Source organism: Micromonospora sp. NPDC050187, from assembly GCF_044459745.1.
Taxonomy (GTDB): Bacteria; Actinomycetota; Actinomycetes; order Mycobacteriales; family Micromonosporaceae; genus Micromonospora.
Window position 1 is genome coordinate 84,402 of sequence record NZ_JBITJH010000001.1, and the last position, 23,465, is coordinate 107,866.

At 73.3% G+C, this 23,465-nt stretch carries 26 protein-coding genes and 1 pseudogene; 20 read left to right on the plus strand and 7 right to left on the minus strand.

All coding sequences use genetic code 11. The annotated features are described in order from the left end of the window. Positions 1-149: 149 nt before the first annotated feature. The 12 genes from proS (at position 150) to ACIBJE_RS00460 (ending at position 8,417) form a co-directional block, all read left to right on the plus strand. Positions 150-1,556 (plus strand): proline--tRNA ligase, encoded by a 1,407-nt coding sequence (gene proS / locus ACIBJE_RS00405; protein ID WP_396741212.1) that lies wholly within the window; start codon positions 150-152, stop codon positions 1,554-1,556. A gap of 119 nt (positions 1,557-1,675) precedes the next feature. Beyond that, positions 1,676-2,326: a DUF402 domain-containing protein gene (locus ACIBJE_RS00410; protein ID WP_396741214.1), complete on the plus strand. Its 651-nt coding sequence runs from the start codon at positions 1,676-1,678 to the stop codon at positions 2,324-2,326. Positions 2,327-2,549: 223 nt separating this feature from the next. After that, positions 2,550-2,990: a 30S ribosomal protein S16 gene (gene rpsP / locus ACIBJE_RS00415; RefSeq protein WP_396741216.1), complete on the plus strand. Its 441-nt coding sequence runs from the start codon at positions 2,550-2,552 to the stop codon at positions 2,988-2,990. A gap of 1 nt (position 2,991) precedes the next feature. After that, the gene (locus ACIBJE_RS00420; protein WP_088980193.1) at positions 2,992-3,225 is read left to right on the plus strand and encodes an RNA-binding protein; all 234 of its coding nucleotides are present in this window, start codon (positions 2,992-2,994) and stop codon (positions 3,223-3,225) included. Further along, a complete protein-coding gene (gene rimM / locus ACIBJE_RS00425) occupies positions 3,225-3,779 on the plus strand; it encodes a ribosome maturation factor RimM (protein ID WP_396741219.1) in 555 nt (184 codons plus the stop codon). The genes ACIBJE_RS00420 and rimM overlap by 1 nt, the downstream gene beginning before the upstream one ends. Before the next feature lie 41 nt (positions 3,780-3,820). Further along, entirely contained in the window at positions 3,821-4,591 is a 771-nt protein-coding gene (trmD, locus tag ACIBJE_RS00430; RefSeq protein ID WP_396741221.1) for a tRNA (guanosine(37)-N1)-methyltransferase TrmD, read from the plus strand. Between the two features lie 143 nt (positions 4,592-4,734). Continuing rightward, a complete protein-coding gene (gene rplS, locus ACIBJE_RS00435) occupies positions 4,735-5,091 on the plus strand; it encodes a 50S ribosomal protein L19 (protein WP_091458359.1) in 357 nt (118 codons plus the stop codon). 157 nt (positions 5,092-5,248) lie between these two features. Then, entirely contained in the window at positions 5,249-6,121 is an 873-nt protein-coding gene (lepB, locus tag ACIBJE_RS00440) for a signal peptidase I (protein ID WP_396741223.1), read from the plus strand. Continuing rightward, a complete protein-coding gene (lepB, locus tag ACIBJE_RS00445; protein ID WP_396741225.1) occupies positions 6,118-6,750 on the plus strand; it encodes a signal peptidase I in 633 nt (210 codons plus the stop codon). Before lepB (ACIBJE_RS00440) ends, lepB (ACIBJE_RS00445) begins: the two co-directional genes overlap by 4 nt. 73 nt (positions 6,751-6,823) lie before the next feature. Continuing rightward, entirely contained in the window at positions 6,824-7,291 is a 468-nt protein-coding gene (locus ACIBJE_RS00450; RefSeq protein WP_396741227.1) for an NUDIX hydrolase, read from the plus strand. Further along, positions 7,285-8,097, plus strand: a complete 813-nt coding sequence (locus tag ACIBJE_RS00455) for a ribonuclease HII (protein WP_396741229.1) — start codon at positions 7,285-7,287, stop codon at positions 8,095-8,097. The genes ACIBJE_RS00450 and ACIBJE_RS00455 overlap by 7 nt, the downstream gene beginning before the upstream one ends. Continuing rightward, a complete protein-coding gene (locus tag ACIBJE_RS00460) occupies positions 8,094-8,417 on the plus strand; it encodes a DUF2469 domain-containing protein (RefSeq protein ID WP_007075222.1) in 324 nt (107 codons plus the stop codon). The genes ACIBJE_RS00455 and ACIBJE_RS00460 overlap by 4 nt, the downstream gene beginning before the upstream one ends. 202 nt (positions 8,418-8,619) lie before the next feature. On the opposite strand, the gene ACIBJE_RS00465 is transcribed toward ACIBJE_RS00460, so the two are convergent. Further along, positions 8,620-9,249 carry a class I SAM-dependent methyltransferase family protein gene (locus ACIBJE_RS00465; RefSeq protein ID WP_396741231.1) on the minus strand — a complete coding sequence of 210 codons (630 nt, stop codon included), beginning with the start codon at positions 9,247-9,249 and terminating at the stop codon, positions 8,620-8,622. A gap of 165 nt (positions 9,250-9,414) precedes the next feature. On the opposite strand from ACIBJE_RS00465, the pseudogene ACIBJE_RS00470 reads away from it, so the two are divergent. After that, a pseudogene (locus ACIBJE_RS00470) lies at positions 9,415-9,987 on the plus strand (M23 family metallopeptidase); the annotation flags it as partial. 102 nt (positions 9,988-10,089) lie between these two features. On the opposite strand, the gene ACIBJE_RS00475 reads toward ACIBJE_RS00470, so the two are convergent. From ACIBJE_RS00475 to ACIBJE_RS00485, 3 genes are all read right to left on the minus strand, one after another. Next, positions 10,090-11,271: an aminotransferase class V-fold PLP-dependent enzyme gene (locus ACIBJE_RS00475; RefSeq protein WP_396741233.1), complete on the minus strand. Its 1,182-nt coding sequence runs from the start codon at positions 11,269-11,271 to the stop codon at positions 10,090-10,092. Positions 11,272-11,401: 130 nt separating this feature from the next. After that, positions 11,402-12,577 carry a tyrosine recombinase XerC gene (locus tag ACIBJE_RS00480; RefSeq protein WP_396741235.1) on the minus strand — a complete coding sequence of 392 codons (1,176 nt, stop codon included), beginning with the start codon at positions 12,575-12,577 and terminating at the stop codon, positions 11,402-11,404. Then, positions 12,574-12,723 (minus strand): hypothetical protein, encoded by a 150-nt coding sequence (locus ACIBJE_RS00485; protein WP_396741237.1) that lies wholly within the window; start codon positions 12,721-12,723, stop codon positions 12,574-12,576. Before ACIBJE_RS00485 ends, ACIBJE_RS00480 begins: the two co-directional genes overlap by 4 nt. A 205-nt stretch (positions 12,724-12,928) precedes the next feature. On the opposite strand from ACIBJE_RS00485, the gene ACIBJE_RS00490 reads away from it, so the two are divergent. Then, entirely contained in the window at positions 12,929-13,270 is a 342-nt protein-coding gene (locus ACIBJE_RS00490) for a hypothetical protein (protein ID WP_396741239.1), read from the plus strand. Here ACIBJE_RS00490 and ACIBJE_RS00495 read toward each other — a convergent pair. The 3 genes from ACIBJE_RS00495 to ACIBJE_RS00505 are packed head-to-tail and all read right to left on the minus strand — an operon-like array spanning position 13,215 to position 16,330. Then, positions 13,215-14,438: a DNA-processing protein DprA gene (locus ACIBJE_RS00495; protein WP_396741241.1), complete on the minus strand. Its 1,224-nt coding sequence runs from the start codon at positions 14,436-14,438 to the stop codon at positions 13,215-13,217. The two genes, ACIBJE_RS00490 and ACIBJE_RS00495, sit on opposite strands and share 56 nt — an antisense overlap. Beyond that, positions 14,435-15,955, minus strand: a complete 1,521-nt coding sequence (locus ACIBJE_RS00500; RefSeq protein WP_396741243.1) for a YifB family Mg chelatase-like AAA ATPase — start codon at positions 15,953-15,955, stop codon at positions 14,435-14,437. Before ACIBJE_RS00500 ends, ACIBJE_RS00495 begins: the two co-directional genes overlap by 4 nt. A gap of 15 nt (positions 15,956-15,970) precedes the next feature. After that, complete coding sequence (locus ACIBJE_RS00505) at positions 15,971-16,330, minus strand: YraN family protein (RefSeq protein ID WP_396741245.1); 360 nt, start codon at positions 16,328-16,330, stop codon at positions 15,971-15,973. A 236-nt stretch (positions 16,331-16,566) separates the two neighbouring features. On the opposite strand from ACIBJE_RS00505, the gene ACIBJE_RS00510 reads away from it, so the two are divergent. The 6 genes from ACIBJE_RS00510 to ACIBJE_RS00535 all read left to right on the plus strand — a co-directional run bounded on the left by ACIBJE_RS00510 (position 16,567) and on the right by ACIBJE_RS00535 (position 23,438). Further along, positions 16,567-17,889: a hypothetical protein gene (locus ACIBJE_RS00510; RefSeq protein ID WP_396741247.1), complete on the plus strand. Its 1,323-nt coding sequence runs from the start codon at positions 16,567-16,569 to the stop codon at positions 17,887-17,889. A 393-nt stretch (positions 17,890-18,282) separates the two neighbouring features. After that, positions 18,283-19,188, plus strand: coding sequence for a 30S ribosomal protein S2 (rpsB, locus tag ACIBJE_RS00515; RefSeq protein ID WP_396741249.1), 906 nt, complete (start codon positions 18,283-18,285; stop codon positions 19,186-19,188). Positions 19,189-19,333: 145 nt separating this feature from the next. Further along, the gene (gene tsf / locus ACIBJE_RS00520; protein ID WP_396741251.1) at positions 19,334-20,161 is read left to right on the plus strand and encodes a translation elongation factor Ts; all 828 of its coding nucleotides are present in this window, start codon (positions 19,334-19,336) and stop codon (positions 20,159-20,161) included. Between the two features lie 162 nt (positions 20,162-20,323). Next, the gene (gene pyrH / locus ACIBJE_RS00525) at positions 20,324-21,091 is read left to right on the plus strand and encodes a UMP kinase (RefSeq protein WP_285787269.1); all 768 of its coding nucleotides are present in this window, start codon (positions 20,324-20,326) and stop codon (positions 21,089-21,091) included. 55 nt (positions 21,092-21,146) lie between these two features. Then, positions 21,147-21,704 carry a ribosome recycling factor gene (gene frr, locus ACIBJE_RS00530; RefSeq protein ID WP_088980176.1) on the plus strand — a complete coding sequence of 186 codons (558 nt, stop codon included), beginning with the start codon at positions 21,147-21,149 and terminating at the stop codon, positions 21,702-21,704. A 432-nt stretch (positions 21,705-22,136) separates the two neighbouring features. Next, the gene (locus ACIBJE_RS00535) at positions 22,137-23,438 is read left to right on the plus strand and encodes a phosphatidate cytidylyltransferase (RefSeq protein ID WP_396741253.1); all 1,302 of its coding nucleotides are present in this window, start codon (positions 22,137-22,139) and stop codon (positions 23,436-23,438) included. Positions 23,439-23,465: the final 27 nt, after the last annotated feature.

Genomic DNA, 23,465 nt, shown 5'->3' on the forward strand with positions numbered 1-23,465 from the left:
CGGATGGCCGGGAGGCCGGCGGGCTCGGCTCGGCAGCCCGGAACGGGCTCTCTCATGATGGCAGAGCCGTCCGCCGTTCGCCCCGGACCGACGGGACCAGCCGCGTCCGGTCGCGGCCGTCGCCGGCCGGGCGCATAGGATGTCCGGTCATGGCACGCGTGCTCACTCCCCGCGCGGAGGACTTCCCCCGCTGGTACCAGGACCTGATCGCCAAGGCGAAGCTCGCCGACAACGGGCCGGTGCGGGGCACCATGGTCATCCGACCGGCCGGCTACGCCATCTGGGAACGGATGCAGTCCGAGATGGACGCCCGGATCAAGGACGCCGGCGCGGAGAACGCATACTTCCCGCTCTTCATCCCGGAGAGCTACCTCAAGCGGGAGGCCGAGCACGTCGAGGGCTTCTCGCCCGAGCTGGCGGTGGTCACCCACGGCGGCGGCAAGCAGCTCGCCGAGCCGGTGGTCGTGCGGCCGACCAGCGAGACGGTCATCGGTGAGTTCATGGCCAAGTGGGTGGACTCCTACCGGGACCTCCCGCTCCTGCTCAACCAGTGGGCCAACGTGGTCCGCTGGGAGCTGCGCCCCCGGGTCTTCCTGCGGACCAGCGAGTTCCTCTGGCAGGAGGGGCACACCGCGCACGCCACCCGCGAGGACGCCCGCGCCTACGCCCGCCGGATCCTGCACGAGGCGTACGAGGACCTGATGGTGAACGTCCTGGCCATCCCGGTGCAGGTGGGTCTGAAGACCGCCCGGGAGCGGTTCGCCGGGGCGACCGCGACCTACACCCTCGAAGGCATGATGGGCGACGGCAAGGCCCTCCAGCTCGGCACCAGCCACGAGCTGGGGCAGAACTTCGCCAAGGCGTTCGACATCACCTACTCCTCGGCCGAGGGCGGCCGGGAGCACGCCTGGACGACCTCCTGGGGCACCTCGACCCGGATGCTCGGCGGCCTGATCATGTGCCACGGCGACGACAACGGCCTGCGGGTGCCGCCGAAGCTGGCGCCGATCCAGGTGTACGTGATGGTGGTCAAGGACGGCGAGGGCGTCGGTGAGGCGGCCGGCAAGCTCCGTGACGCGCTGCGCGACGCCGGGGTCCGGGTCGCGCTCGACGACCGCACCGACACCCCGTTCGGCCGCCGGGCCGTCGACGCCGAGCTGCGCGGCTACCCGGTACGCGTCGAGGTCGGCCCCCGTGACCTGGCGGCCGGCAACGCGGTGGTGGTCCGCCGGACGGACGGCTCGAAGACCCCGGTGCCGGTGACCGACGTGCTCGACGCGGTGCTCGCCGCGCTCACCGCCGACCAGCAGGCCCTGTACGACCAGGCGCTGGCCCACCGCGAGTCCCGTACCCGCGAGGTGGCCACCCTGGCCGAGGCGATCGAGGCCGCCGGCACCGGCTGGGCCCGGGTGCCGTGGTCGGCGGTGGGTGTCGCGGGCGAGGCCGAGGCGAACGCCCAGGGCGTGACCGTGCGCTGCCTGCTGCGGGCCGACGGTTCCGTGCCCGACTCGGAGGACGAGCCCGACCTGGTCGCCATCCTCGCCCGGGCGTACTGACCTGAGGTGGTAGCAGGGGACCCCGGTTACCGCCTGGTGCGGAGCAGGGGTCCCCTACAGACGGGCAGGCGGACCGGCGAGTCGGCGGGACGGCGGGACAGCGAACGGGGGAGGCGCGGGTGCGGTTCGAGCCGGGACGACTGATCGTGCACCGGAACGTGCGGCGGGGCCGGATCGGCTGGGTCCGCCCGGCCCGGGTGGTCAGTGACGACGAGCGCGGCCTGCTGCTGTGGATCGCCCGGGACTCCCCGGTGGCCAGCGAGGTCAGCGCCGACGGCCGGGGCATGCGGACGATGCCGTTCGCCGAGTGGGTGACCTCCCCGTCGTACGGGCTGGCGGTGAGCCGCTGGAACGGCCCGCCGTTGCTGAAGTTCCTGCCCGCCGGGGCCGCCCACTCGGTCTGGTGGTTCTCCGACGACGAGGGATGTTTCGCCAACTGGTACGTGAACCTGGAGGAACCGGGCGTCCGCTGGGACGACGGTCACCTCGCCGGTGTCGACATGGTCGACCAGGACCTCGACGTGGTCGTGCGATCGGACCTGAGCTGGCAGTGGAAGGACGAGGAGGAGTTCGCCGAGCGGCTCGCCCTGCCCGAGCACTACTGGGTGGCCGACGAGGCCGCGGTCCGTGCCGAGGGGCGGCGGGTGATCGCGCTCGCCGAGGCGGGGAAGTTCCCCTTCGACGGCACCTGGTGTGACTTCACCCCACCGTCGGACTGGGTCGCGCCGTCGGCCCTGCCGCCGGGCTGGGACCGCCCGCCCGTCCGTTGACCCCGGCCGTCCGGCGGGTGTCGGCCGACCCGGTGCGAGGGATCGGCCTGGAATCTGGCAGAATGGCTGGCTGGTATCCGGCGCGTGTCCGGCGCCCTCTAACCCGGGCATGCCGCCAGTCCACCCGAGCAGTCCCCGGCCCATCCCCACTGTGCCGGTCGGCTCTCACCCCGCCGCACCGCCCGTTCGGGCCGGTGAGAATCGCAACAGGAGCGAAAACACTGTGGCCGTAAAGATCCGGCTCCTGCGGATGGGCAAGATCCGCAACCCGCAGTACCGCATCGTCGTCGCCGACTCCCGCACCAAGCGGGACGGTCGCGCGATCGAGTTCGTCGGGATCTACCAGCCGAAGGAAGACCCTTCGGTGATCGAGGTCAAGTCGGACCGGGTCCAGTACTGGCTGTCCGTCGGCGCCCAGCCGAGCGAGGCGGTGCAGCGTCTGCTGGAGCTGACCGGCGACTGGCAGAAGTTCAAGGGCCTGCCGGCCCCGCCGCCGCTGAAGGTCGCCGCGGAGCGGGTCAACCGCCAGGAGGCGTACGAGGCCGAGGCGAAGGCCGCGGCCGGTCTGACCGACGCCCCGGCCAAGCCGGCGAAGAAGGCCGAGAAGGCCGAGGCGCCGAAGGCCGAGGCGCAGGCCGGTACGGACTCCGGCGAGCAGGCCTGACGTGGCCATTCGTCCGGCCCTGGAGCACCTGGTCAAGGGGATCGTCGACCACCCGGACGACGTGCGCGTCCGGCTGGTGGACTCCCGTCGGGGGAAGCGGCTCGAAGTCCGCGTGCACCCGGAGGACCTCGGCACGGTGATCGGGCGGTCCGGCCGGACCGCCAAGGCGCTGCGCCAGGTGATCGGCTCCATCGGCGGGCGCGGAGTACGCGTCGACATCGTCGACTCGTACTGATGCTCCTCGTCATCGGCAGGATCGGTAAGCCGCACGGTGTCCGTGGTGAGGTCACCGTGGAAGTGCGGACCGACGAGCCTGAAGCGCGATTCGCCCCCGGATCGGTGTTGACCACCGAGCCGGGGGCGAGGCCCGCGAACCCGGCACCCGGTCCGGGCGTGCCCTACCAGGTGCCCGACCGGCTGACCATCGAGTCCGCCCGTTGGCACCAGGGGCGCCTGCTGGTCGTCTTCGAGGGCGTGCTCGACCGGGACGTCGCCGAGGCGCTCCGGGGCACGCTGCTCGTGGTGGACAGTGCCGGCATCGCGCCTCCGGAGGACCCGGAGGAGTTCCACGACCACCAGCTCGTCGGGCTGGCCGTGGTCACCCCGGACGGCGAACACCTGGGCGAGGTGGCCCGCATCGACCACGCGCCCGCCTCCGAGCTGCTGGTCGTGCGGCGCCCCGAGGGGCGTACCGCGCTCATCCCGTTCGTCCGGGCGATCGTGCCGGAGGTCGACCTGGCCGGCGGTCGCGTCGTCGTCGACCCGCCGGGCGGGCTGCTCGACCTGTGACGCCGGCTTCAACCGTGACATCCGCAGGAGCGACCCCCGCCATGCGCGTCGACGTCGTGTCGATCTTCCCGGAGTACCTCACCCCGCTCGACCTGTCGCTGATCGGCAGGGCCCGGGCGCGGGGGGTGCTCCGGTTGGCCGTACACGACCTGCGGACCTGGACCCACGACGTGCATCGCACGGTCGACGACACGCCGTACGGCGGCGGACCGGGCATGGTGATGCGGCCGGAGCCGTGGGGCGAGGCGCTCGACGCGCTCGCCCCGGCGCAGGCCCCGCCGCCCCGGCTGCTGGTCCCCTCCCCGGCCGGGGCCCGGTTCACCCAGGCCATGGCGCACGAGTTGGCCGCCGAGGAGCACCTCCTCTTCGCCTGCGGCCGGTACGAGGGCATCGACCAGCGGGTGCTGGAGCACGCCGCCACCCGGATGCCGGTGACCGAGGTCTCCCTCGGCGACTACGTCCTGTTCGGCGGCGAGGTGGCGGTGCTGGTGATCCTGGAGGCGGTCACCCGGCTGCTGCCCGGGGTGCTCGGCAACGCCGGCTCACTGGACGAGGAGTCGCACGCGCACGGGCTGCTGGAGGCGCCGGTCTACACCAAGCCGCCGAGCTGGCGCGACCTCGAGGTGCCGGAGGTCCTCCGCTCCGGCGACCACGGGCGGATCGCCCGCTGGCGGCGGGACGAGGCACTGCGCCGGACCGCCCAACGCCGCCCGGACATGCTCACCTCCGTCGTGGACCAGTTGGACAAGAAGGACCGGGCCGCGCTCGACCGGGCCGGGTTCCCTGCCATCCGGGAGCATGTGGCAGAGTAGAGGGGTTGCCGTATCCGCTTGCGCCGTGAGCGGCTACGAGGATCCCCGACCGGGGTCGTCTCCACCGGCCACCACCCGAGGATCAGAATCACCCGTTCGCGTGCCGAGCACCGGCGCGCCGTGAGCCTCACGAGGTTGCAGCGATGAACATCCTGGACGCCCTTGACGCCCAGTCCAAGCGGACCGACCTCCCCGACTTCCGCGCCGGTGACACCGTCAAGGTGCACGCGCGGGTCGTCGAGGGTAACCGGTCCCGTGTGCAGATCTTCCAGGGCGTGGTCATCCGCCGTCAGGGTGACGGCCTGCGGGAGACCTTCTCCGTACGCAAGATCAGCTTCGGTGTCGGCGTCGAGCGGACGTACCCGATCAACAGCCCGGCGATCGACCGCATCGAGATCGTGACCCGTGGTGACGTCCGTCGGGCCAAGCTCTACTACCTGCGTGAGCTGCGGGGCAAGAAGGCCAAGATCAAGGAGAAGCGCGAGAAGCAGCCCAGCTGATCTCGCCGCCACACCGGCCGACACGCCGGAGGCCCCCCGACCCGGGCACACTACGCTGGTCGGGCGGGCGCAGCAGTGCTGACGGATTCTCACCGCCCGTGGAGCCTCGACGAGGCTCGGCGGGCGGTCGTCGTTTGTGCTGATGCGGGGAGTGGGCGTGGTGCAGTCGGTGAACGAGGACGGCGCGGTCGACCCGTGGCGGCGCCGGCCCCGGCGGCCCCGCCGGCAGATGCCGCTCTGGCAGGAGCTGCCGCTGCTGCTGGTCGTCGCCTTCTGCCTCGCCGTGCTGATCCGGACGTTCCTGCTCCAGGCGTTCTTCATCCCGTCCGGCTCGATGGAGGACACCCTGCTGGTCGGGGACCGGGTGCTGGTCAACAAGGTCGTCTACGACGTCCGCGACCCGGTCCGGGGTGAGGTGGTGGTGTTCCGGGGCACCGACCGGTGGGCACCGCAGGTGGACGGGGTGCCGGAGCCGGGGTTCCTGGGCAAGCTCGGGCAGACCCTCGGCGACCTGGTCGGAGTGAGCCGTCCCGGCGAGAAGGACTTCATCAAGCGGGTGATCGGGACCCCCGGGGACCGGGTCGCCTGCTGCGACGCGCAGGGCCGGGTGACCGTGAACGGCGTCGCGCTCGACGAGCCGTACGTGCTGCGCGACTCGCCACTGGACCTGCCCCCCAATCCCCGCGAGTGCCGGTCCCGCCGGTTCGACGAGGTGGTCGTCCCACCCGGGCAGATCTTCGTGCTGGGCGACCACCGGCTGGTCTCGCAGGACGCCCGCTGCCAGGGGCCGGTGCCGATCGACAACGTGGTGGGCCGGGCGTTCCTGGTCGTCTGGCCGTCCTCCCGCTGGTCGTCGCTGCCGGTGCCGGAGACGTTCGCCGAGGTCGACGCCGTGGTGGCCGCGCCCGCGCCGGCCGTACCGCATCCGGTCGGCCAGGTGCTGCCGCTCGCGCCGCTGGTCGGCGTGGGCGGGGTTGTCGCGCGTTCCGGTCGATCGATGCGCGTCGGGCGACGTAGGCTCCACTCGTGATAGACGAGCAGACCGACAAGCCCCGCAGTTCCTTCTGGAAGGAGCTGCCGGTCCTCCTGGGTGTGGCGATCCTGGTCGCGGTGCTGGTCCGCGCCTTCGTGTTGCAGACCTTCTTCATCCCCTCGCCGTCGATGGAGAACACTCTCCAGATCGACGACCGGGTGCTGGTCAACAAGCTGGTCTACGACTTCCGCTCCCCGGAACGGGGCGAGGTGATCGTCTTCAAGGCGCCGACCGAGTGGAGCGGCAACCCGGACGGCGAGGACTACATCAAGCGCGTGATCGGCGTCGGGGGCGACCGGGTGGTCTGCTGTGACGAGCAGGACCGGCTCATGATCAACGGCAGGTCGCTGGACGAGCCGTACGTCTACTCCGTCGACGGCCGGCGGGACAAGCCAGCGGACCAGGAGTTCGACGTCACCATCCCGAAGGGGCGGCTCTGGGTGATGGGCGACCACCGGGCGGCCTCCGGCGACTCGCTGGAGCACTGGGAGCGGCTCCAGGACATCGACCAGTCCACCATCCCCGTCGACGACGTGGTGGGGCGGGCCTTCACCGTCTTCTGGCCGGTGAGCCGGGCCACCTGGCTCTCGGTGCCGAGCGGCTTCGAGGGCATCCCGAACCCCTGACGCCGGCCGGGTCGCCGGGACGGGGCCCAGGGTGGCCGCAGGCGGTGCGGGGCCGGTCTGGCAGGCTGGAGAGGTGACTGCCCCCACCCCCCGGCGCGCGGCGCGCGTCCTGCTGCTCGACGCGGCCGGGCGGGTTCTGCTCTTCCGGGGGATCGACCCGGCCCGTCCCGACTTCGGATACTGGTTCACCCCGGGTGGCGGTTTGGACGCCGGTGAGGAACCCGCCGTCGGCGCGGCCCGGGAGCTGGCCGAGGAGACCGGCCTCCGGCTGGCCCCCGCCGAGCTGGGACCAGCGGTGTGGCGGGAGACGGTCGAGTTCCCGTTCGACGGGGTGTGGTACCGGCAGGAGCAGGACTTCTTCCTGGTCCGGGTGCCCGCCTGGGAGGTGGACACCACGGGCTTCGACGAGGTCGAGCGGGCCAGTGTCACCGGGCACCACTGGTGGTCGCGCGACGAGCTGGCGGTCACCACCGAGCGGTACTACCCGGTGGACCTGCCGGCGCTGCTGACCCGGGTGCTGGGAGGTGAGGCGGGGTGCTGACGCCGCCGCGTACCGTCGTGCGCCGCGACGGCGGTCTCTACGCCCTCGAACGGGCACTGCAACGCCGGGGCTTCCGGCACGTCGCGGGCGCGGACGAGGCCGGCCGGGGGGCCTGTGCCGGACCGCTGGTGGCCGCCGCGGCGGTGCTGCCGGAGGGCCGACGGGGCGAGATCGACGGGCTGGCCGACTCCAAGCTGCTCACCCCGGCCAGCCGGGAACGGGTGTACGCGGAGGTGGTCGCCCGGGCCCTGGCGTACGCGGTGGTGGTGATCCCGGCCGACGAGGTCGACGCCCGTGGCCTGCACGTGTGCAACCTGGCCGCCATGCGTAGGGCGCTCGCCTCGCTCACCACCCGGCCGGAGTACGTCCTGACCGACGGCTTCCGCGTCGACGGCCTGGACGTGCCGGGGCTGGCGGTCTGGAAGGGCGACCGGGTGGCGGCGTGCGTCGCGGCGGCGAGCGTGCTCGCCAAGGTCACCCGGGACCGGATGATGGTGGAGTTGGACGCGCGGTACCCGGCGTACGGGTTCGCCGAACACAAGGGGTACATCACCACCGAGCACACCGCCGCGCTGCGGGAGCACGGGCCCTGCGCGGAGCACCGGTTCTCGTACGTCAACGTGGCGGCCGTGTCGGGCCGGGACGGGCGTCCGCCCCGCTCCCGACGCCCCGTCGTCGCCGACGGCCACGAGCCGATGGAGCGTTCAGGGCGGTCAGAGGGTACCGTCGGCGTGGCGTTGGGCGAGCAGCCTCGACCGCCGGTACCGGTGGGGGAAGATGTGGTCATGGAGGGCGGAGTGCGATGAGCGCGGAAGATCTCGAGAAGTACGAGACCGAGATGGAGCTTCAGCTCTACCGGGAGTACCGCGACATTGTCCGCCAGTTCTCCTACGTGGTGGAGACCGAGCGCCGGTTCTACCTGGCCAACCAGGTCGACCTGCACGTGCGCAACTCGGACGGCGAGGTCTACTTCGAGGTCGAGATGCACGACGCCTGGGTGTGGGACATGTATCGTCCTGCCCGGTTCGTCAAGAATGTCCGGGTGATGACGTTCAAGGACGTCAACGTCGAGGAGTTGGAGAAGCCGGACATCTCCCTCCCCGCCGACTCCGGCTTCGGCGGCTGACGCCACCCACCCGGCACGCGGGCTGACCCCGACCACCCGCCCACTGTCGTCCGCCGGCCCGTCCGGCCAGCGCCGACCAGTCGCCACCGCCGGCGCCGATCCGGTTCGCCCGGTCCACAGTGGTCGCCGTGACCGTTCCCGGCACCGCCGGTGGGCTGACGGATCCCGCTGCCGGTCAGGTCACCGGATTCCGCCGGTCAGGTCACCGGACGAACTCGAACATGGTCACCCCGGACGGCAGCGGGCGGGGTCGCCCGGTGAGGCGGTGCGCCCCGACCGCGCTGGGAATCGTCGGACCGGTGAGGGAGAGCAGCGCGAAGTCCTCCTCGGCGAACCAGTCGCAGATCGTCGGGACCAGGTCCGGCGCGCCCCGGTGCCGGGTCCAGACGACGGTGCCGCCGGTCGCGCAGAGCTGTCGGCAGTGCCGGACCACCGCTCGTACGTCGGCGTCGGTCATGTTGCCGAAGAGCCCGCAGACCAGGACGATCTCGGCGGGCACGAGATCCGCCCAGACGTCGGTGCGCGCGGCGTCGTCCCGCACCACCTCGACCCGGGTGAGCCCGGCGGCCCGGACGGCTCCGGCGGCCAGCTCGGCGTTGCGCGGGTCCAGCTCGACCAGCCGGGCCGTGACGTCGACGCGCCGCGGGTGCTCCGCCAGCACGGGGATCAGGTCCCGCCCCTGCCCGGCACAGAGGCTGACCGCCCGCACCGGTCCGGCGGGCGCCTGGTCGAGCGCCACGCGGGCCAGCCGCCGCACCTCGGTGAGCCGGTGGGAGAGCGGGGAGTCCGGGTCGTCGTAGTCGGCGTGCCAGGCGTACCAGTCGCTGTCCACCGAGCCAGCGTAGAGAGCCCGGGACCTCCGGTGCCGGGGCGGTCGGGCATAGCAGATCGTCCGCAGGCGTGGGTGCTCGTCCACAGGAGGTCGCACCGTCCACAGGTGAGCACTGCCCCGTGGCGTCGACCGGACGTGCCGGGCACGCTGCGGGGCGTGACAGACATGACGCGACGGAGGCCGGTGCGGACCCGGGCCACGCTGGTGGCCCCGATGGCGGCGTTGGCGTTGACGGTGCTCCCGGCGGCCGGACCAGTGGCCGATCCGGTCGTCCGGACCCCGGTTCCCGTGAAGCCCGTGCCGCTGCCCGATCCGGCGGGACCGGCCGCCGGATCGGTCTTCCGGTGGCCGCTGGACGCTCCGTCCCCGCCGGTTCGCGACTTCGACCCGCCGCCCCGGCCCTGGCTGCCCGGTCACCGGGGCGTCGACCTGGCCGCCCCGGCCGACGCCCGGGTCCGCTCGGCGGGCGCCGGGGTGGTGCTCTTCGCAGGCATGGTCGCCGGTCGACCCGTGGTCACCGTGGGACACACCGAGGGGCTGCGCACCACGTACGAGCCGGTGCGGCCGTCGGTGCGGGTCGGCACCCGGGTCGCCGCCGGCACCCCGCTGGGAGAGCTGTCGCCGGGGCACGCCGGATGTCCGGCACCGGCCTGCCTGCACTGGGGCCTGCGCCGGGGCGAGGAGTACCTCGATCCGCTCGCCCTGCTCGGGCCGGTCCCGGTGCGGCTGCTGCCCCTCGTCGATCCGCCCGTGCCCGGCTTCGTGGTCCCGGTCGCCCGGTCGTCCGGCGGCGTGGTCCTGGCAGCCCGTGGTCCCGGTCGTCCGGCGGGTCGGACCGGGTCAGCGCTGGGCGAGCAGGGGCGGCAGGCGTACCGCGAGGCGTTCGTACTCCTCGGCAGTGTTGTAGACCTGCCCGCAGAGGCGCAACCAGCCGCGGCCGCCCCAGGCCGCCACCGCGACCTCGGTGGCGAGCCGGTCGGCGATCCGGTCCCGCAGCGCCTGCGCCGTCTCGAAGGTGGTGGCCGTCCCGGGCGGCAGCGGGACGAGGCGCATCGCCACCCCGGGTCCGCCGGGGTCCGGCAGGTGGGTCGGTGCCACGCCGAGGGCGTCCCCGACCACCCGCTGGCCGTACGCCGCGAGGGCGGCGTTGTGCTCGCGCACCTGCTCCACGCCGAGGTTGCGCAGCGTGTAGAGCCCCGCCGGCGCGGCGAGCCAACTGGTGTAGTCCAGGGTCGCCTGCCACTCGACCCGCGCCGGGTAGCCGCTCTCCTGCTCCCAGGAGACCGTCAGGGGCTCGATCCGTTCCCGCCACGGTGGGCGTACCGCCAGCAGGGCGGTGCCGCGCGGGGCGTACCCCCACTTGTGGAGGTTGCCCACCCAGAAGTCGGCACCGATGCTCTCCACGCCGACCGGCAGCATGCCGGGCACGTGTGCGGCGTCGACCAGCACCGGCACCCCCTGCTCGCGGGCGACACCGACGACGGCCGCGACCGGGAACAGCCGGGCGGTGGCCGAGCTGATCTGGTCGACCACGAGCAACCGGGTCCGCCCCGGCCGCAGCCCCGCGCGGACGGTTTCCACGATCTCCTCGTCGGTGGCGTCGAGCGGCACCGGAAGGACCCGGGACGAGGCCCCGGTCCGCCCGCACTCCCGGTGCACCGAGAGGACGACCGCCCCGTAGCAGTGGTCGGTCGTCAGCACCTCGTCGCCGGGGCGCAGACCGAGCGACTGGAGCACCACGGCGACCCCGGTGGTGGTGTTGCCGACCAGCGCGCTGCCCTCCGGGTCGGCACCGAGGAAACCCGCGAGGTGTCGCCGGGCGTGGGCGACCCGCTCGACCAGCCCCCGGGAGAAGAACCGGTGCGGATTCGTCTCCATCTCGTCCCGTAGCCGCTGCTGGGCCCGTTGCACCGGAAGCGGGACGGCACCGAACGCGCCGTGGTTGAGGTGACTGACCGCCGGGTCGAGGGAGAACAGCATCCGGGCACCGGGCAGCGGGGCGGGAGGCTGCGGGACGGTCATCCGGTGATCGTAGCCCGCGTCCGGTCCGGGATTCGGGGTTCGTGACAGGGGCGGGGCCGGTCGGTGCGATCCGTCGACGACGCGCTGTCGCGCCGCACCGGTCGGCGTGGGCGGTGTCCGGGGCGGCCGGTCAGGCGCGGGGGTGGGCCTGCCGATAGGCCGCCCGCAGGCGTTCCACCGACACGTGCGTGTAGATCTGCGTGCTCGCCAGCGAGGAATGGCCCAGGATCTCCTGCACCGCGCGCAAGTCCGCACCACCCTCCAGCAGGTGGGTGGCAGCCGAGTGACGCAGATCGTGCGGGCTGGTGTGGGGCAGCCCGGCGGCGTCGGCGAGGCCGGTGACGATCCGGCGGGCGGTGGTGGGGTGCAGCCGTCCACCCCGTGCGCCGAGCAGCAGGGCGTCCCCGCAGCCGGGACGGGCCAGGACCGGCCGCCCCCGCCGCAGCCACTCGTCGACGGCGCGCTGCGCCGGGAGCCCGTACGGCACGGACCGTTCCCGGCCCCCCTTGCCGAGGACCCGGATCAGCCGGCGCCCGTGGTCGACGTCGCCGGTGTCCAGCCCGCACGCCTCGCTGATCCGTACCCCGGTGGCGTAGAGGACTTCCAGCAGGGCCCGGTCTCGCAGCAGCACGGCTTCCTCGTCCCGGTCGGGCCGCTGTCCGGCTTCGCCGTTGCCGTCTGGCCGATCCCCGGCCCCGTCGTCTCGGTCGGGTTGCTGTCCGGCCTGGGCGTCCTCGTCGGGCCGCTGTCCGGCCGCTCCGGCTGGCGTCTCCGCCGGCTCGGGTGCCGGGGCGGCGGGTCGTGACCGCTCCGGCGCGGGGACGGGTGCGTCCGGGGCGGCGGTGGTGGTGCCCGTCGGTGTCCGGCCGGTCCGGGTGCGACGGGCGGCGTCGAGCAGCGTGGCGGCCTGGTCGACCCGGAGCACCGTGGGCAGCTCCCGCCGGGCCCGGGGACTGGCCAACGTGGCCGCCACGTCGCTCGGCAGCAGTCCGGACCGGTGCGCCCAGGCGCTGAACGTCCGCGCCGACGCCGCGCGGCGGGCCAACGAGCTGCGCGCCGCCCCCATGGTCCGCTGCTTCGCCAGCCAGCTGCGCAGCACCGTGAGATCCACGTCGGCGGGCACACGACCGCCCATCCGGACGGTGTGGTCGAGCAGGGAGACCAGGTCGGCGACGTACGCCCGCACGGTGTGCGGCGAGCGGTCGCGCACCTGGGACAGGTGTCGGGCGAACTCGTCCACCGCGTCGCGCAGCGGCGGGGGCAGCGCCTCGTGCAGGGCACGGGTGCCGTCGTCGGCGCGGCTCACCGTCGGCCCGCCGACCGGTGCGGGACGCCAGCGACGGCGGCCATGGTGAGCCGGTCGGGGTGGACACCGCCCCGGCCGGGTTCGACCACCCGGCCACCGGGGAGCCGACGCGCCGGCCACCCCGGGATGTGGTTGTCCCCCTGCACCGGTTCAGCTTACGGTCGACAGCAGGCGGGTGGCAGCGCGGCGGACCCGCCGGCCCCGACCGTCCGGTGTCGCCGACAGCGGCGTTCCCGGTCGTGGGGCCGTCCCGGCTCGCCGGTGGCGTGGTCGTCGTGCCCGACGTCCGCTCGTCGAGGTGGGGCCGGTCCGGTACGGGGCAGGCAGACGTCGACGGGCGGAGGCGGCCGGATGGGTTTGGATGTCGTGCTCTACCGGGTGGTCCGGTCCGCCGGCCCGACCCGCCGTTGCTCCTACGTGCCGGTCGAGGTGGTGGACGACTCCGACGACGTGCTGCTGCGGCTGCTCACCCGGGCACGTGGTGGCGGACGCACGCCGCTGCTGGACCGGTTCGACCCCGCCGGGGAACTCGTCGTGAGCGCCCCCGAGGCGCCCCGGCTCATGGCCGAGCTGCGCTGTCTCGCCGAGGTGGCCGCCTCCCCGGCGGAGATGACCCGGATCCGGAGCCTGGCGGCGCTCACCCGTCGGTGCATGCGGGGCCACGACGTGGAGATCCGGTTGGAGGGGGACTGACCCGCGGCGGGATCGCGTAACCGCCGTCCCGGCGCACCACCAGGCCCAGCTCCTCGAGCAGGGAGAGCTTGCGCAGCGCCGTCCGGACGTCCAGTCCGGCCCGGGCGGCGAGCAGGTCCGGGCCCACCACACCCCGCCGGGGCAGGGACTCCCGCAGCAGTGTCGCCTCGTCGTCGAGCAGGTCGCCGGGGCGGTGCGGCCCCCGGGCCGGGGGAGCGAGGTCGACACCGATCCGCCCGACCTCCTCCAGCACGTGCGGCACACCGGTGACCACCCGGGCCGTCTCGTACTCGCGCAGCACCTCGTGCGCCCCCACCGACATGGCCGAGGTGACCGGGCCGGGCACCACCATCGCCGGACGGCCGAGAGCGAACGCCCGCCGCATGGTCTGCGCGGCCCCGCTGCGGGCCGACGCCTCCACCAGCACACTGCCCCGGGTGGCCCCGGCGATGACCCGGTTGCGGATCAGGAACCGGGGACGCAGCGGCTCGGCACCCGGCATCCACTCGCTGACCAGCAGGCCGGTCTCGGCGATCCGGTCGAAGAGGGCGCTGTTGCCCATCGGGTAGGGCCGGTCCACCCCGCAGGCGAGCACCGCCACCGTCACGCCTCCGGCGTTCAGCGCTCCCCGGTGCGCGGCGGCGTCGATGCCGAACGCCCCACCGGAGACCACCGTCCACTCCCGGTCGGCGAGCCCGTAGCCGAGTTCGGTGGCCACGTGGACCCCGTACGAGGTGGCGGCCCGCGCACCCACGACCGCCACCGCCCGCTCCAGCACCTCGTCGAGCGGCCACCCGCCGCGTACCCAGAAACACAGCGGCGGGGCCGTCTCGGTGTCCACCCACCGGGTGGCACCGGGCAGCACCAGCCGGTTCAGGTCATCGACCCGGTCCGGCCACTCGGCGTCGGCCGGGGTGACCAGGCGCGCCCCCATCCGCTCGGTGCGTGCCAGGGCCTCCGCCGACACCGCCCGGGGATCGGCGGATCCGGCCCGCGCGGCCACGGCGCGACGCAGTCGATCCTCCGGTGCGCCCCCGTCGAGCAGCAGGTCGAGCGTGGCGACCGGACCGAGTTCGGCGACCAGGCGGTGCACCGCCCAGGTGCCCGGCTCGGCGAGCCAGGTCAGCGCGATCCGGGCCAGCCGGTCGGAGTGGTCGTGGTCGGTCATGCCTCTTCTCCCGTCCGGAGGCCGATCGCCTCCCACACGTCGTCCCGGTCCGGACGGGCCCGGCCGTCCAGGTCGGCGATGCTCCAGGCCAGCCGGATGATCCGGTCGAAGCCCCGGGCCGAGAGCGACCCGCTGTCCAGCCGTCGGCGCAGCTCGGCGGTGTCCCCGGTGGGCAGCCGGAACGGCGGGCGGCGCAACACCGGACCGGGCAGCTCCGCGTTGAGGCGGTGACCGATCGACGCCCACCGGTCGGCCGCCGCCGAACGGGCCGCCGCCACCCGGGCCGCCACCACCGCCGACGGCTCGCCCACCTCGCCTGTCCCCATCAGTTGGGCGGCGCGCAGCGGCGGCACCGTCACCTGGACGTCGATCCGGTCCCGAAGTGGGCCGGAGAGGCGGCCGAGGTAGCGACGGCGGGCCAGCGGGCTGCACTCGCAGGCGGTGTCCCCCACCGGCCGGGCGCACGGGCAGGGGTTGGCCGCCAGCACCAACTGGATCCGCGCCGGATACTCGGCGGCGCCCCGGGCCCGGGCGAGCTGGACGCGTCCGTCCTCCAAGGGCTGCCGCAGGGCCTCCAGCGCGCCGCGGCTGAACTCCGGGGCCTCGTCGAGGAAGAGGACCCCTCGGTGCGCCAGCGAGACCGCGCCGGGCCGGGCCAGTCCCGGACCGCCCCCGACCAGCGCCGGCACGGTCGCGGTGTGGTGCGGGGCCTGGAACGGCGGGCGGCGCAGCAGCTCGCCGCCGGGCGGCAGCAGACCGGCGATCGAGTGCAGCGCCGTGACCTCCAGGGCGGCCTCGTCGTCCAGCGGCGGCAGGATCGACGGGAGCCGCTCGGCGAGCATGGTCTTGCCCGTACCGGGTGGCCCGAGCAACGCCAGGTGGTGGCCACCGGCAGCGGTCACCTCCAGCGCCCGACGGGCGTATCCCTGCCCGGCCACGTCGGCCAGGTCCGGGCCGGCCACGGTCGCGGTCGCGGCGGCGGACGGCGGTTCGATCAGCGGGGTGCCGTCCCGGACGAAGGCCACCAGCCGGTGCAGGCTGTCGGCCGCGCGGACCCGTACCCCGGGAATCACCGCCGCCTCGGCGGCGTTCCGCACCGGCACGATCGCCCGGGTCACGCCGGCGCGGGCCGCCGCGGCGACCATCGGCAGGACGCCCCGGACCGGCCGCACCGCCCCGTCGAGCCCCAACTCGCCGAGGAGCACCACCCCCTCCAGGGGCAGCAGCGGAAGTTGACCGGCGCTGCCGAGCAGGGCCGCCGCGATGGCCAGATCGAAGGCCGAACCGTATTTCGGCAGGGTGGCCGGCAGCAGGTTGAGGGTGATCCGGCGGTTGGGCCAGTTCTCGCCGGAGTTGACTATCGCCGCCCGGACCCGGTCCCGGGCCTCGTGCAGGGCGGTGTCGGGCAGTCCGCTGATCGCGAGGGCGGGCAGTCCCGGCGCCAGGTCGGCTTCCACCTCCACCAGGTGCCCGGTCATCCCGACCAGGCCGACGCAGAGCACCCTGGCGTAGCTCATCGGCGGCCACCCATCTCAGAACGCCCCCTTGAGATGCTCGACGCGGGCGGCCCCGGCGACGGACAGGTGCACCGACAGCACGTCGAAGCGCAGGTCGTCCGCGTGCGTCCCGGTCTCGGTCAGCCACCGCACGGCGAGCCCCCGCAACCGGCGGGCCTTCGCCGGGACGACGGCCTCGGCGGGGCTGCCGAAGCTGCCGTCGCGGCGGGTCTTGACCTCGCAGAAAGCGAGGACGTCGCCGTCCCAGGCGATGATGTCGATCTCGCCTTCCGGGCACCGCCAGTTGCGGGCGACCGGGCGCAGCCCCGCCCCGATCAGGTGTCGGACGGCGCACCGTTCGCCGTACGCGCCGACCGCCTGGCTTCGTCTCGTCATGCCGGCACGGTGCCCCGGACAGGTCCGTCCGCGCAGCTCCGGACGCCCCACCTGTGGACGACGAAGGTGGTTGTGGACAGCCGGACGATCATGCCCCTGCCATGCTATGGCTGGCCGGTCGCCGGGCCGGGCGTCTATCCCGTCAATCTGTACTCCGAGTGACGAGCAGGGTAGGTAAAGGTGATCTCGGAGCGGCGAATGGCGCGGGATGGCCCGTGTCACATACCGTGCCGGTCGTGGACGGACGACGGAGCTTTCCCGAAGATCAGGAGTCGCGCTGGTACTCCGGTGACCGTGGCTACGGCGAGTCCGAGTGGCATGCCGGTGGCGACGATCGCTACCGGGGTGACGACTTGCGGACGCCTGAGCAGCGCGGTGACACCGGTGAGCGACGGTACGGCGACCTGACCGATCCCCCGACCGGCCGGTACGCCGAGCCGGGCCGGTACCACGAGGACGACCCACTGGGGGTGGAGCGTCCGGATGCGGAGAGTTACCGTGCGTCCCGTTCCCGGCGCGCCGAGTCCACCGCCGGTGGAGTCACCGGGAGTGACCTACGAGGCGAGCGCACGTCCCGCCGGTCCCGCGAGGCGCGATCCGCCGGGGACGAGCTGGCCTTCCGGGAGGACGTCGACTCCTTCCGCGACGACTCCTTCCGAGACGATCCCGAGACACCGGATCGGGTACGAATCCCGGACCCCATGCGGCAGTCCCCGTTCGGCGGCTACCCGGTCGTCGAACCGTCCCGTACCGGTGAGGTGGGTCGGGTCACCGAGCCGGGCCGGCCGGTCGACGCCGGCCGGAGCGTGGATTCGGATCGGAACGTCGAAGCCGGACGCGGGATCGACCTCGACCGCCGGGGTGCCGACCTCGACCGGGGTCCCGACCCGGACCGTCGCGGAGTCGACCTGGACCGTGGCGTGGACGCCGGTCGAGGCGTCGACCTGGACCGTGGCGACACTGCTCGGGGCGTCGACCTGGGTCGTGGCGATACCGCTCGGGGCGTCGACCTGGGTCGTGGCGATACCGCTCGGGGCGTCGACCTGGGTCGTGGCGATATTGGTCGTGCCGCCGACCTCGACCGTGGTGTCGACGTGGGCCCGGTCACCGAGCCACCGCACCCGCTGGAGATGCCGACCGGCCCGATGCCGCCGGTCGTGCCGCGCGCGGACCTGCCGCTGCCGGGCCCGGATCCGCTGGGCTACCCCGGGGCGGGGGCGCTCGGTCGTCCCGGGCCCGGTCCCGTCGCCGGGGACGGGGTCTACCGGACCCGACGCCCGGCGCTCGCGGTCCTCATCGCCCTGCTGGTGCTGGTCTTCGAGGTTCCCGCCGTGCGGGTGTTGCTGCACGGGCTGACCGCCGATCCGGCGCCGGTGGCCCACGTCGTCGTGGGGATCTTCCTGGTCGGCGGTCTGCCGATCTTCGGTGCCGGTCTCTACGGGCTGCGTACCGGCGGGTTGGCGCTGACCGAGGGCAGCCGTGGCTGGCTGCGCCCGCCCACCGCGTACCTGACCGTCGGGTTGGTGCTCTTCGTGGCCGCCGCGCTCGCCGCGAGCTGAGCGCGTCCGGCGGACCTCCCACGGTGTGTTCCCACCGGATCTCCCCACGGTGCGCGCCCGCCGGACCTTCCACGGTGCCGGCCGGGCGCGCCCGTTCGTCGGCCACGGCCGGCTGGTGCCCGCCCGGCCGGCGTCGTCCGTGCCCGGCCGGGGCTGACCACGGGCCGCGTCCCGTACACCCCGGGGGTAGGGGGCCGGGTGGGGGCGTACACTTGTCGACTGGCGACCGCCTCGCGCGGTCGACTTCGCGCGTCCTCTCCACGGTCGTCCCGTGGGGCGACGGTCCCCTGGTCCCGATGCCGATCGGGCCCACCATGACCGGCGACCAGACGCCAGGACGCCCGGCCGCCGGCCGGGCGTGACAACCAGGGACCTTTTGAGGAGTACCCCACCATGGCCGTCGTGACCATGCGTCAGCTGCTGGAAAGCGGTGTCCACTTCGGGCACCAGACCCGGCGCTGGAACCCGAAGATGAAGCGCTTCATCATGACCGAGCGCAACGGCATCTACATCATCGACCTGCGCCAGACCCTCGACTACATCGAGAAGGCGTACGACTTCGTGCGCAACACGGTCGCCGAGGGCGGCAGCATTCTCTTCGTCGGCACCAAGAAGCAGGCCCAGGAGGCCATTGCCGAGCAGGCGACCCGGGTCGGTCAGCCGTACGTCAACCACCGCTGGCTGGGTGGCATGCTGACCAACTTCCAGACGGTGTACAAGCGGCTCCAGCGGATGAAGGAGCTGGAGGCCCTCGGTGACCTCAGCGGCACCGCCGCCGGCTACACCAAGAAGGAGACCCTCCAGCTCTCCCGCGAGAAGATCAAGCTGACCCGCACCCTCGGTGGCCTGCGGGACATGCAGAAGCTTCCGGCCGCGATCTGGGTGGTCGACACCAAGAAGGAGCACATCGCGGTCGACGAGGCGCGGAAGCTGAACATCCCGGTCATCGCGGTCCTCGACACCAACTGCGACCCGGACGAGGTCGACTTCCCGATCCCGGGCAACGACGACGCGATCCGCTCGGCCGAGCTGCTGACCAAGGTCGTGGCCGCCGCCGTCGCCGATGGCCTGATCGCCCGCTCCGGCCGGCGCCGGGGTGCCGACGAGAAGCCCGAGGCGGGCACCGTCGGCGCCGACGAGCCGCTGCCGGAGTGGGAGCGCGAGCTGCTCGAGGAGCCGAAGAAGGCCGACGAGGAGCAGCCCTCGGCCACCGCCGCCGCGGAGCAGCCCTCGGCCACCGCCGCGGAGCAGCCCTCGGCCACCGCCGCGGAGCAGCCGGCGGCCGCCGCCGCAGAGTGACCGCGCCGCCGTTTCCGCCCGCCGGCACCGGCGGGCGGAAACGGCGGATCCGCCGGCCGCGCCGGCCCTGCGCCGTGTCCGGTCCGCTCCCGGACGACCGGCGACCCAGACCATCCCACCGAGCCTCAACACCGAAGAGAGAGCCATGTCCAACTTCACCGCCGCGGACGTCAAGAAGCTCCGCGACCTCACCGGCGCCGGCATGATGGACTCCAAGAAGGCGCTGACCGAGGCCGAGGGCGACTTCGACAAGGCCATCGAGATCCTGCGTGTCAAGGGTGCCAAGGATGTCGGCAAGCGGGCCGGCCGGACCGCTGCCAACGGCCTGGTCGCGCACTCCGGCAAGGCACTGCTGGAGCTCAACTGCGAGACCGACTTCGTCGCCAAGAACGACGCCTTCATCGCCCTGGCCCAGCAGCTCGTCGAGCACGGCGAGCGCAGCGACGCCGCCACCGCCGAGGAACTGCTGGCCAGCACCATCGACGGCAAGAGCGTCGCCGACCTGGTCCAGGAGCAGTCCGCCAAGATCGGTGAGAAGCTGGTGCTGAACCGCTTCGCCAAGCTGGACGGCACCACCGCCGTCTACCTGCACCGCAAGAGCCAGGACCTGCCGCCGGCCGTCGGTGTCCTCGTCGAGTACACCGGCAAGACCGACGAGGCCGCCGAGTCGGACGCCCGCGCCGTGGCCATGCAGGTCGCCGCGATGCGGCCGAAGTACCTCAGCCGGGACGAGGTGCCCGCCGAGGTCGTCGACTCGGAGCGGCGCATCGCCGAGCAGACCGCCCGCGAGGAGAACAAGCCCGAGGCCGCGCTGCCGAAGATCGTCGAGGGCCGGGTGAACGCCTTCTTCAAGGACTTCGTCCTCGTCGAGCAGGCGTCGGTCGCCGACAACAAGAAGACGGTCAAGCAGGTGCTGGCCGAGGCCGGCATCGAGGTGACCCGCTTCCTGCGGTTCGAGGTCGGCCAGGCCTGAGCCGGTCGCCGGGCGCGACCGCGCCCGGTGGGCAGGAACGTCGAGGAGGAGGTCGCAGGTGTACGTCACAGGCACCGCGGCCTCCTCGTCACATAGGGTCGACATCGGGCAGAGTCGCAGAGACGCGGCGCGCGGAACGTGCGCGAGGGGAAGGGCGGTCGGATGACGCAGGTTGTGAGTGATCGGACCAGGGCGGCGGACGATCCGACGGCACCACCGCCCGGCCGGGCCCGGCGGGTCGTGCTCAAGCTCTCCGGTGAGGTCTTCGGCGGCGGCGCGATCGGCGTCGACCCGGACGTCGTGCAGGCCATCGCCCGACAGATCGCCACCGTGGTCCGCCGCGGCGTGCAGGTCTCCGTGGTGATCGGCGGCGGCAACTTCTTCCGGGGCGCGGAGTTGCAGAAGCGGGGCATGGACCGCGCCCGCGCCGACTACATGGGCATGCTGGGCACCGTGATGAACTGCCTGGCGTTGCAGGACTTCCTGGAGAAGGAGGGCATCGAGACGCGGGTGCAGACCGCGATCACGATGGCCCAGGTCGCCGAGCCGTACATTCCGCTGCGCGCGATCCGGCACCTGGAGAAGGGCCGGGTGGTCATCTTCGGCGCCGGCGCGGGCATGCCGTACTTCTCCACCGACACGGTGGCCGCCCAGCGGGCCCTGGAGATCCGCGCCGACGTGGTGCTGATGAGCAAGAACGGCGTGGACGGCGTCTACACCGCCGACCCGAACCTCGACCCCACCGCCAGCAAGATCGACTCGATCACCTTCTCCGAGGCGCTGCGCCGCAACCTCCGGGTGGCCGATGCCGCCGCGTTCAGCCTCTGCATGGAGAACGGTCTGCCGATGCTGGTCTTCGGCGCCCAGGGTGAGGACACCATCATCCGTGCGGTGGCCGGCGAGCGGATCGGCACGCTGATCACCGCCTGACCGGCCAGCCGACACGACAGCCCACGACGAAGCAGAGAAGGAGGCGAGGGGACAGGTGATCGACGACACCCTCCTCGAGGCCGAGGAGAAGATGGAGCGTGCGGTCGAGCACGCCAAGGAGGAGTTCGGCGCGATCCGCACCGGGCGGGCCACTCCGAACATGTTCTCCAAGGTCATCATCGACTACTACGGCACCCCCACGCCGCTGACCCAGATGGCCTCGGTCGCCGTTCCAGAGCCACGGATGGCGATCATCAAGCCGTACGACAACTCGCAGCTCGGCGCGATGGAGAAGGCGATCCGGGACTCCGACCTGGGCGTCAACCCCAACAACGAGGGCAACCAGCTGCGTATCCTGCTCCCGCAGATGACCGAGGAGCGCCGGCGCGACATGATCAAGGTCGCCCGGCAGAAGGGTGAGGAAGCCAAGGTGGCGATCCGCAACGTGCGCCGCCGGGGCAAGGAGGAGCTGGACCGCATCGTCAAGGACGGTGAGGCCGGCGAGGACGACGGTCGCCGCGCCGAGAAGGAGCTCGACGACCTCACCCAGCGGTACGTCGCCACCGTCGACGAGCTGGTGAAGCACAAGGAAACCGAGCTGCTCGAGGTCTGACCGGCGCCGGGACGGCCACTGGCCCGTCCGCGCCGTCCGGCACCGGTGTGTCGTCCGCCCCGGCGGCGGGACACCGGTGCCGTCGGCTGTCCGGCTCCGGTGGCGTACCGCACCCGGAACGGCTGGCCGACCACGTCGACACCCCGGGTGCTCCGCCCTGCGGGGTCGTACCCTGAGTGCTTTGCCCCGCCGTGTCGTACCCGCAGTGCTCCGCTCCGCCGGGTCGCACCCGGAGTACGGCGGGCCTCGTCTGCGGGAGTGCGCGGCCCGCAGGTGCAGTAGGCTCGGCTCGATTCGCCACTGCCAGAGCGTGAACAGTGGGGATCTCCCGGCCGTCGGGCGGGAGTACCGGACGGACAACAGTCGCGTGCAGGGGATGGTCTTGGTCTTGCGTCTTGTGGTGGAACTCGCGTCGCACCCGTTCGGTGCGTGATGTCCCACCTCGACTCCTACGGCAGCAGCGAGCCCCGCGGCAGGGACCGCGTGGCCCGTCCCGCCCTCCCGTGGCCGGAGCACGACCTGGGGCCCGGTAGCCGGGTCCGGCAGGCGTACGCCGACCAGCCCGTCGTGACCTGGACCCCCGAGGAGTACGACAAGGCACGGGCGGACGACCAGCCCACCGTCGTTCCCGGTCACCCGGACTTCGAGCGGGCCTGGTCCACCGGGCCGGTGCCGACCGGTGGCCCCGACCCGTACCACCCGGCCGGAGCGACCGAACCCGACCCGTACCCGGGGCCGGAGGACGACCCGTATCCCGGCCCGGAACCGGAGCCCGGGACCGTGCCGGACCCGTCGGCGCACGACCCGTTCGCCGGGGCGACGGAGCCGGAGCCCGCGTCGGAGCGACCCCCGGGCCGCTGGCGCGGCCGGCGACGCCCGATCCGGGGCGGTGGCTCCGCCGCCGGGCACGGCCGTTCCAGCCGGGCCGGACGTAACCTCCCCGCCGCCATCGGGGTGGGGCTCGCACTCGGCGCGCTGATCCTGGTGCCGCTGTTCACGGTCATCGAGGCGTTCCTCGTCGTGCTGGCGGCGGCGGTGGCGGTCGGCATGTGGGAGATGGGCCGGGCGGTGCGCCGTGCCGACGCCCGCCCGCCGATGCTTCCGCTGATCGCCGGTGGCGTGCTCACCGTCGGACTGGCCTGGTGGTCCGGGCCGGACGGGCTGGTGCTGGGACTGCTGGTCACGCTGGCGGCGACCCTGGTGTGGCGGCTCGCCGAGGGCAAGGCCGGCCTGGGCCGCGACATGACCTCGGCCACCCTGATCGCCGTCTACGTGCCGTTCCTCGCCGGGTTCGCCGCGCTGCTCGCCGCCGTACCCGACGACGGTCACCTCCGGGTCCTGGTCACCCTGGTCGCGGTGGTCCTCTCCGACACCGGCGGGTACGCGGCCGGCGCCAACTTCGGCAAGCGCAAGATGGCTCCCACGATCAGCCCGAGCAAGTCGTGGGAGGGCTTCTACGGCTCGGTCGGCGCGGCGGCGCTCGGCAGCGCCCTGCTGATCTGGCTGCTGTTCGACGTGGCGCCCTGGTGGGGAGCCCTGTTCGGGGTGGCCGTGTCGGTCGCGGCGGTCCTCGGTGACCTCGCCGAGTCGATGATCAAACGCGATCTCGGCATCAAGGACATGAGCAACCTGCTTCCCGGTCACGGTGGCCTGATGGACCGGCTCGACTCGATCCTCTTCGCCGTGCCGACCGCGTACCTGCTGCTCGCGGTCTTCGTGCCGGTGGTGAGCTGAGGCATGGATCACGGCGGGTTGCCGTCC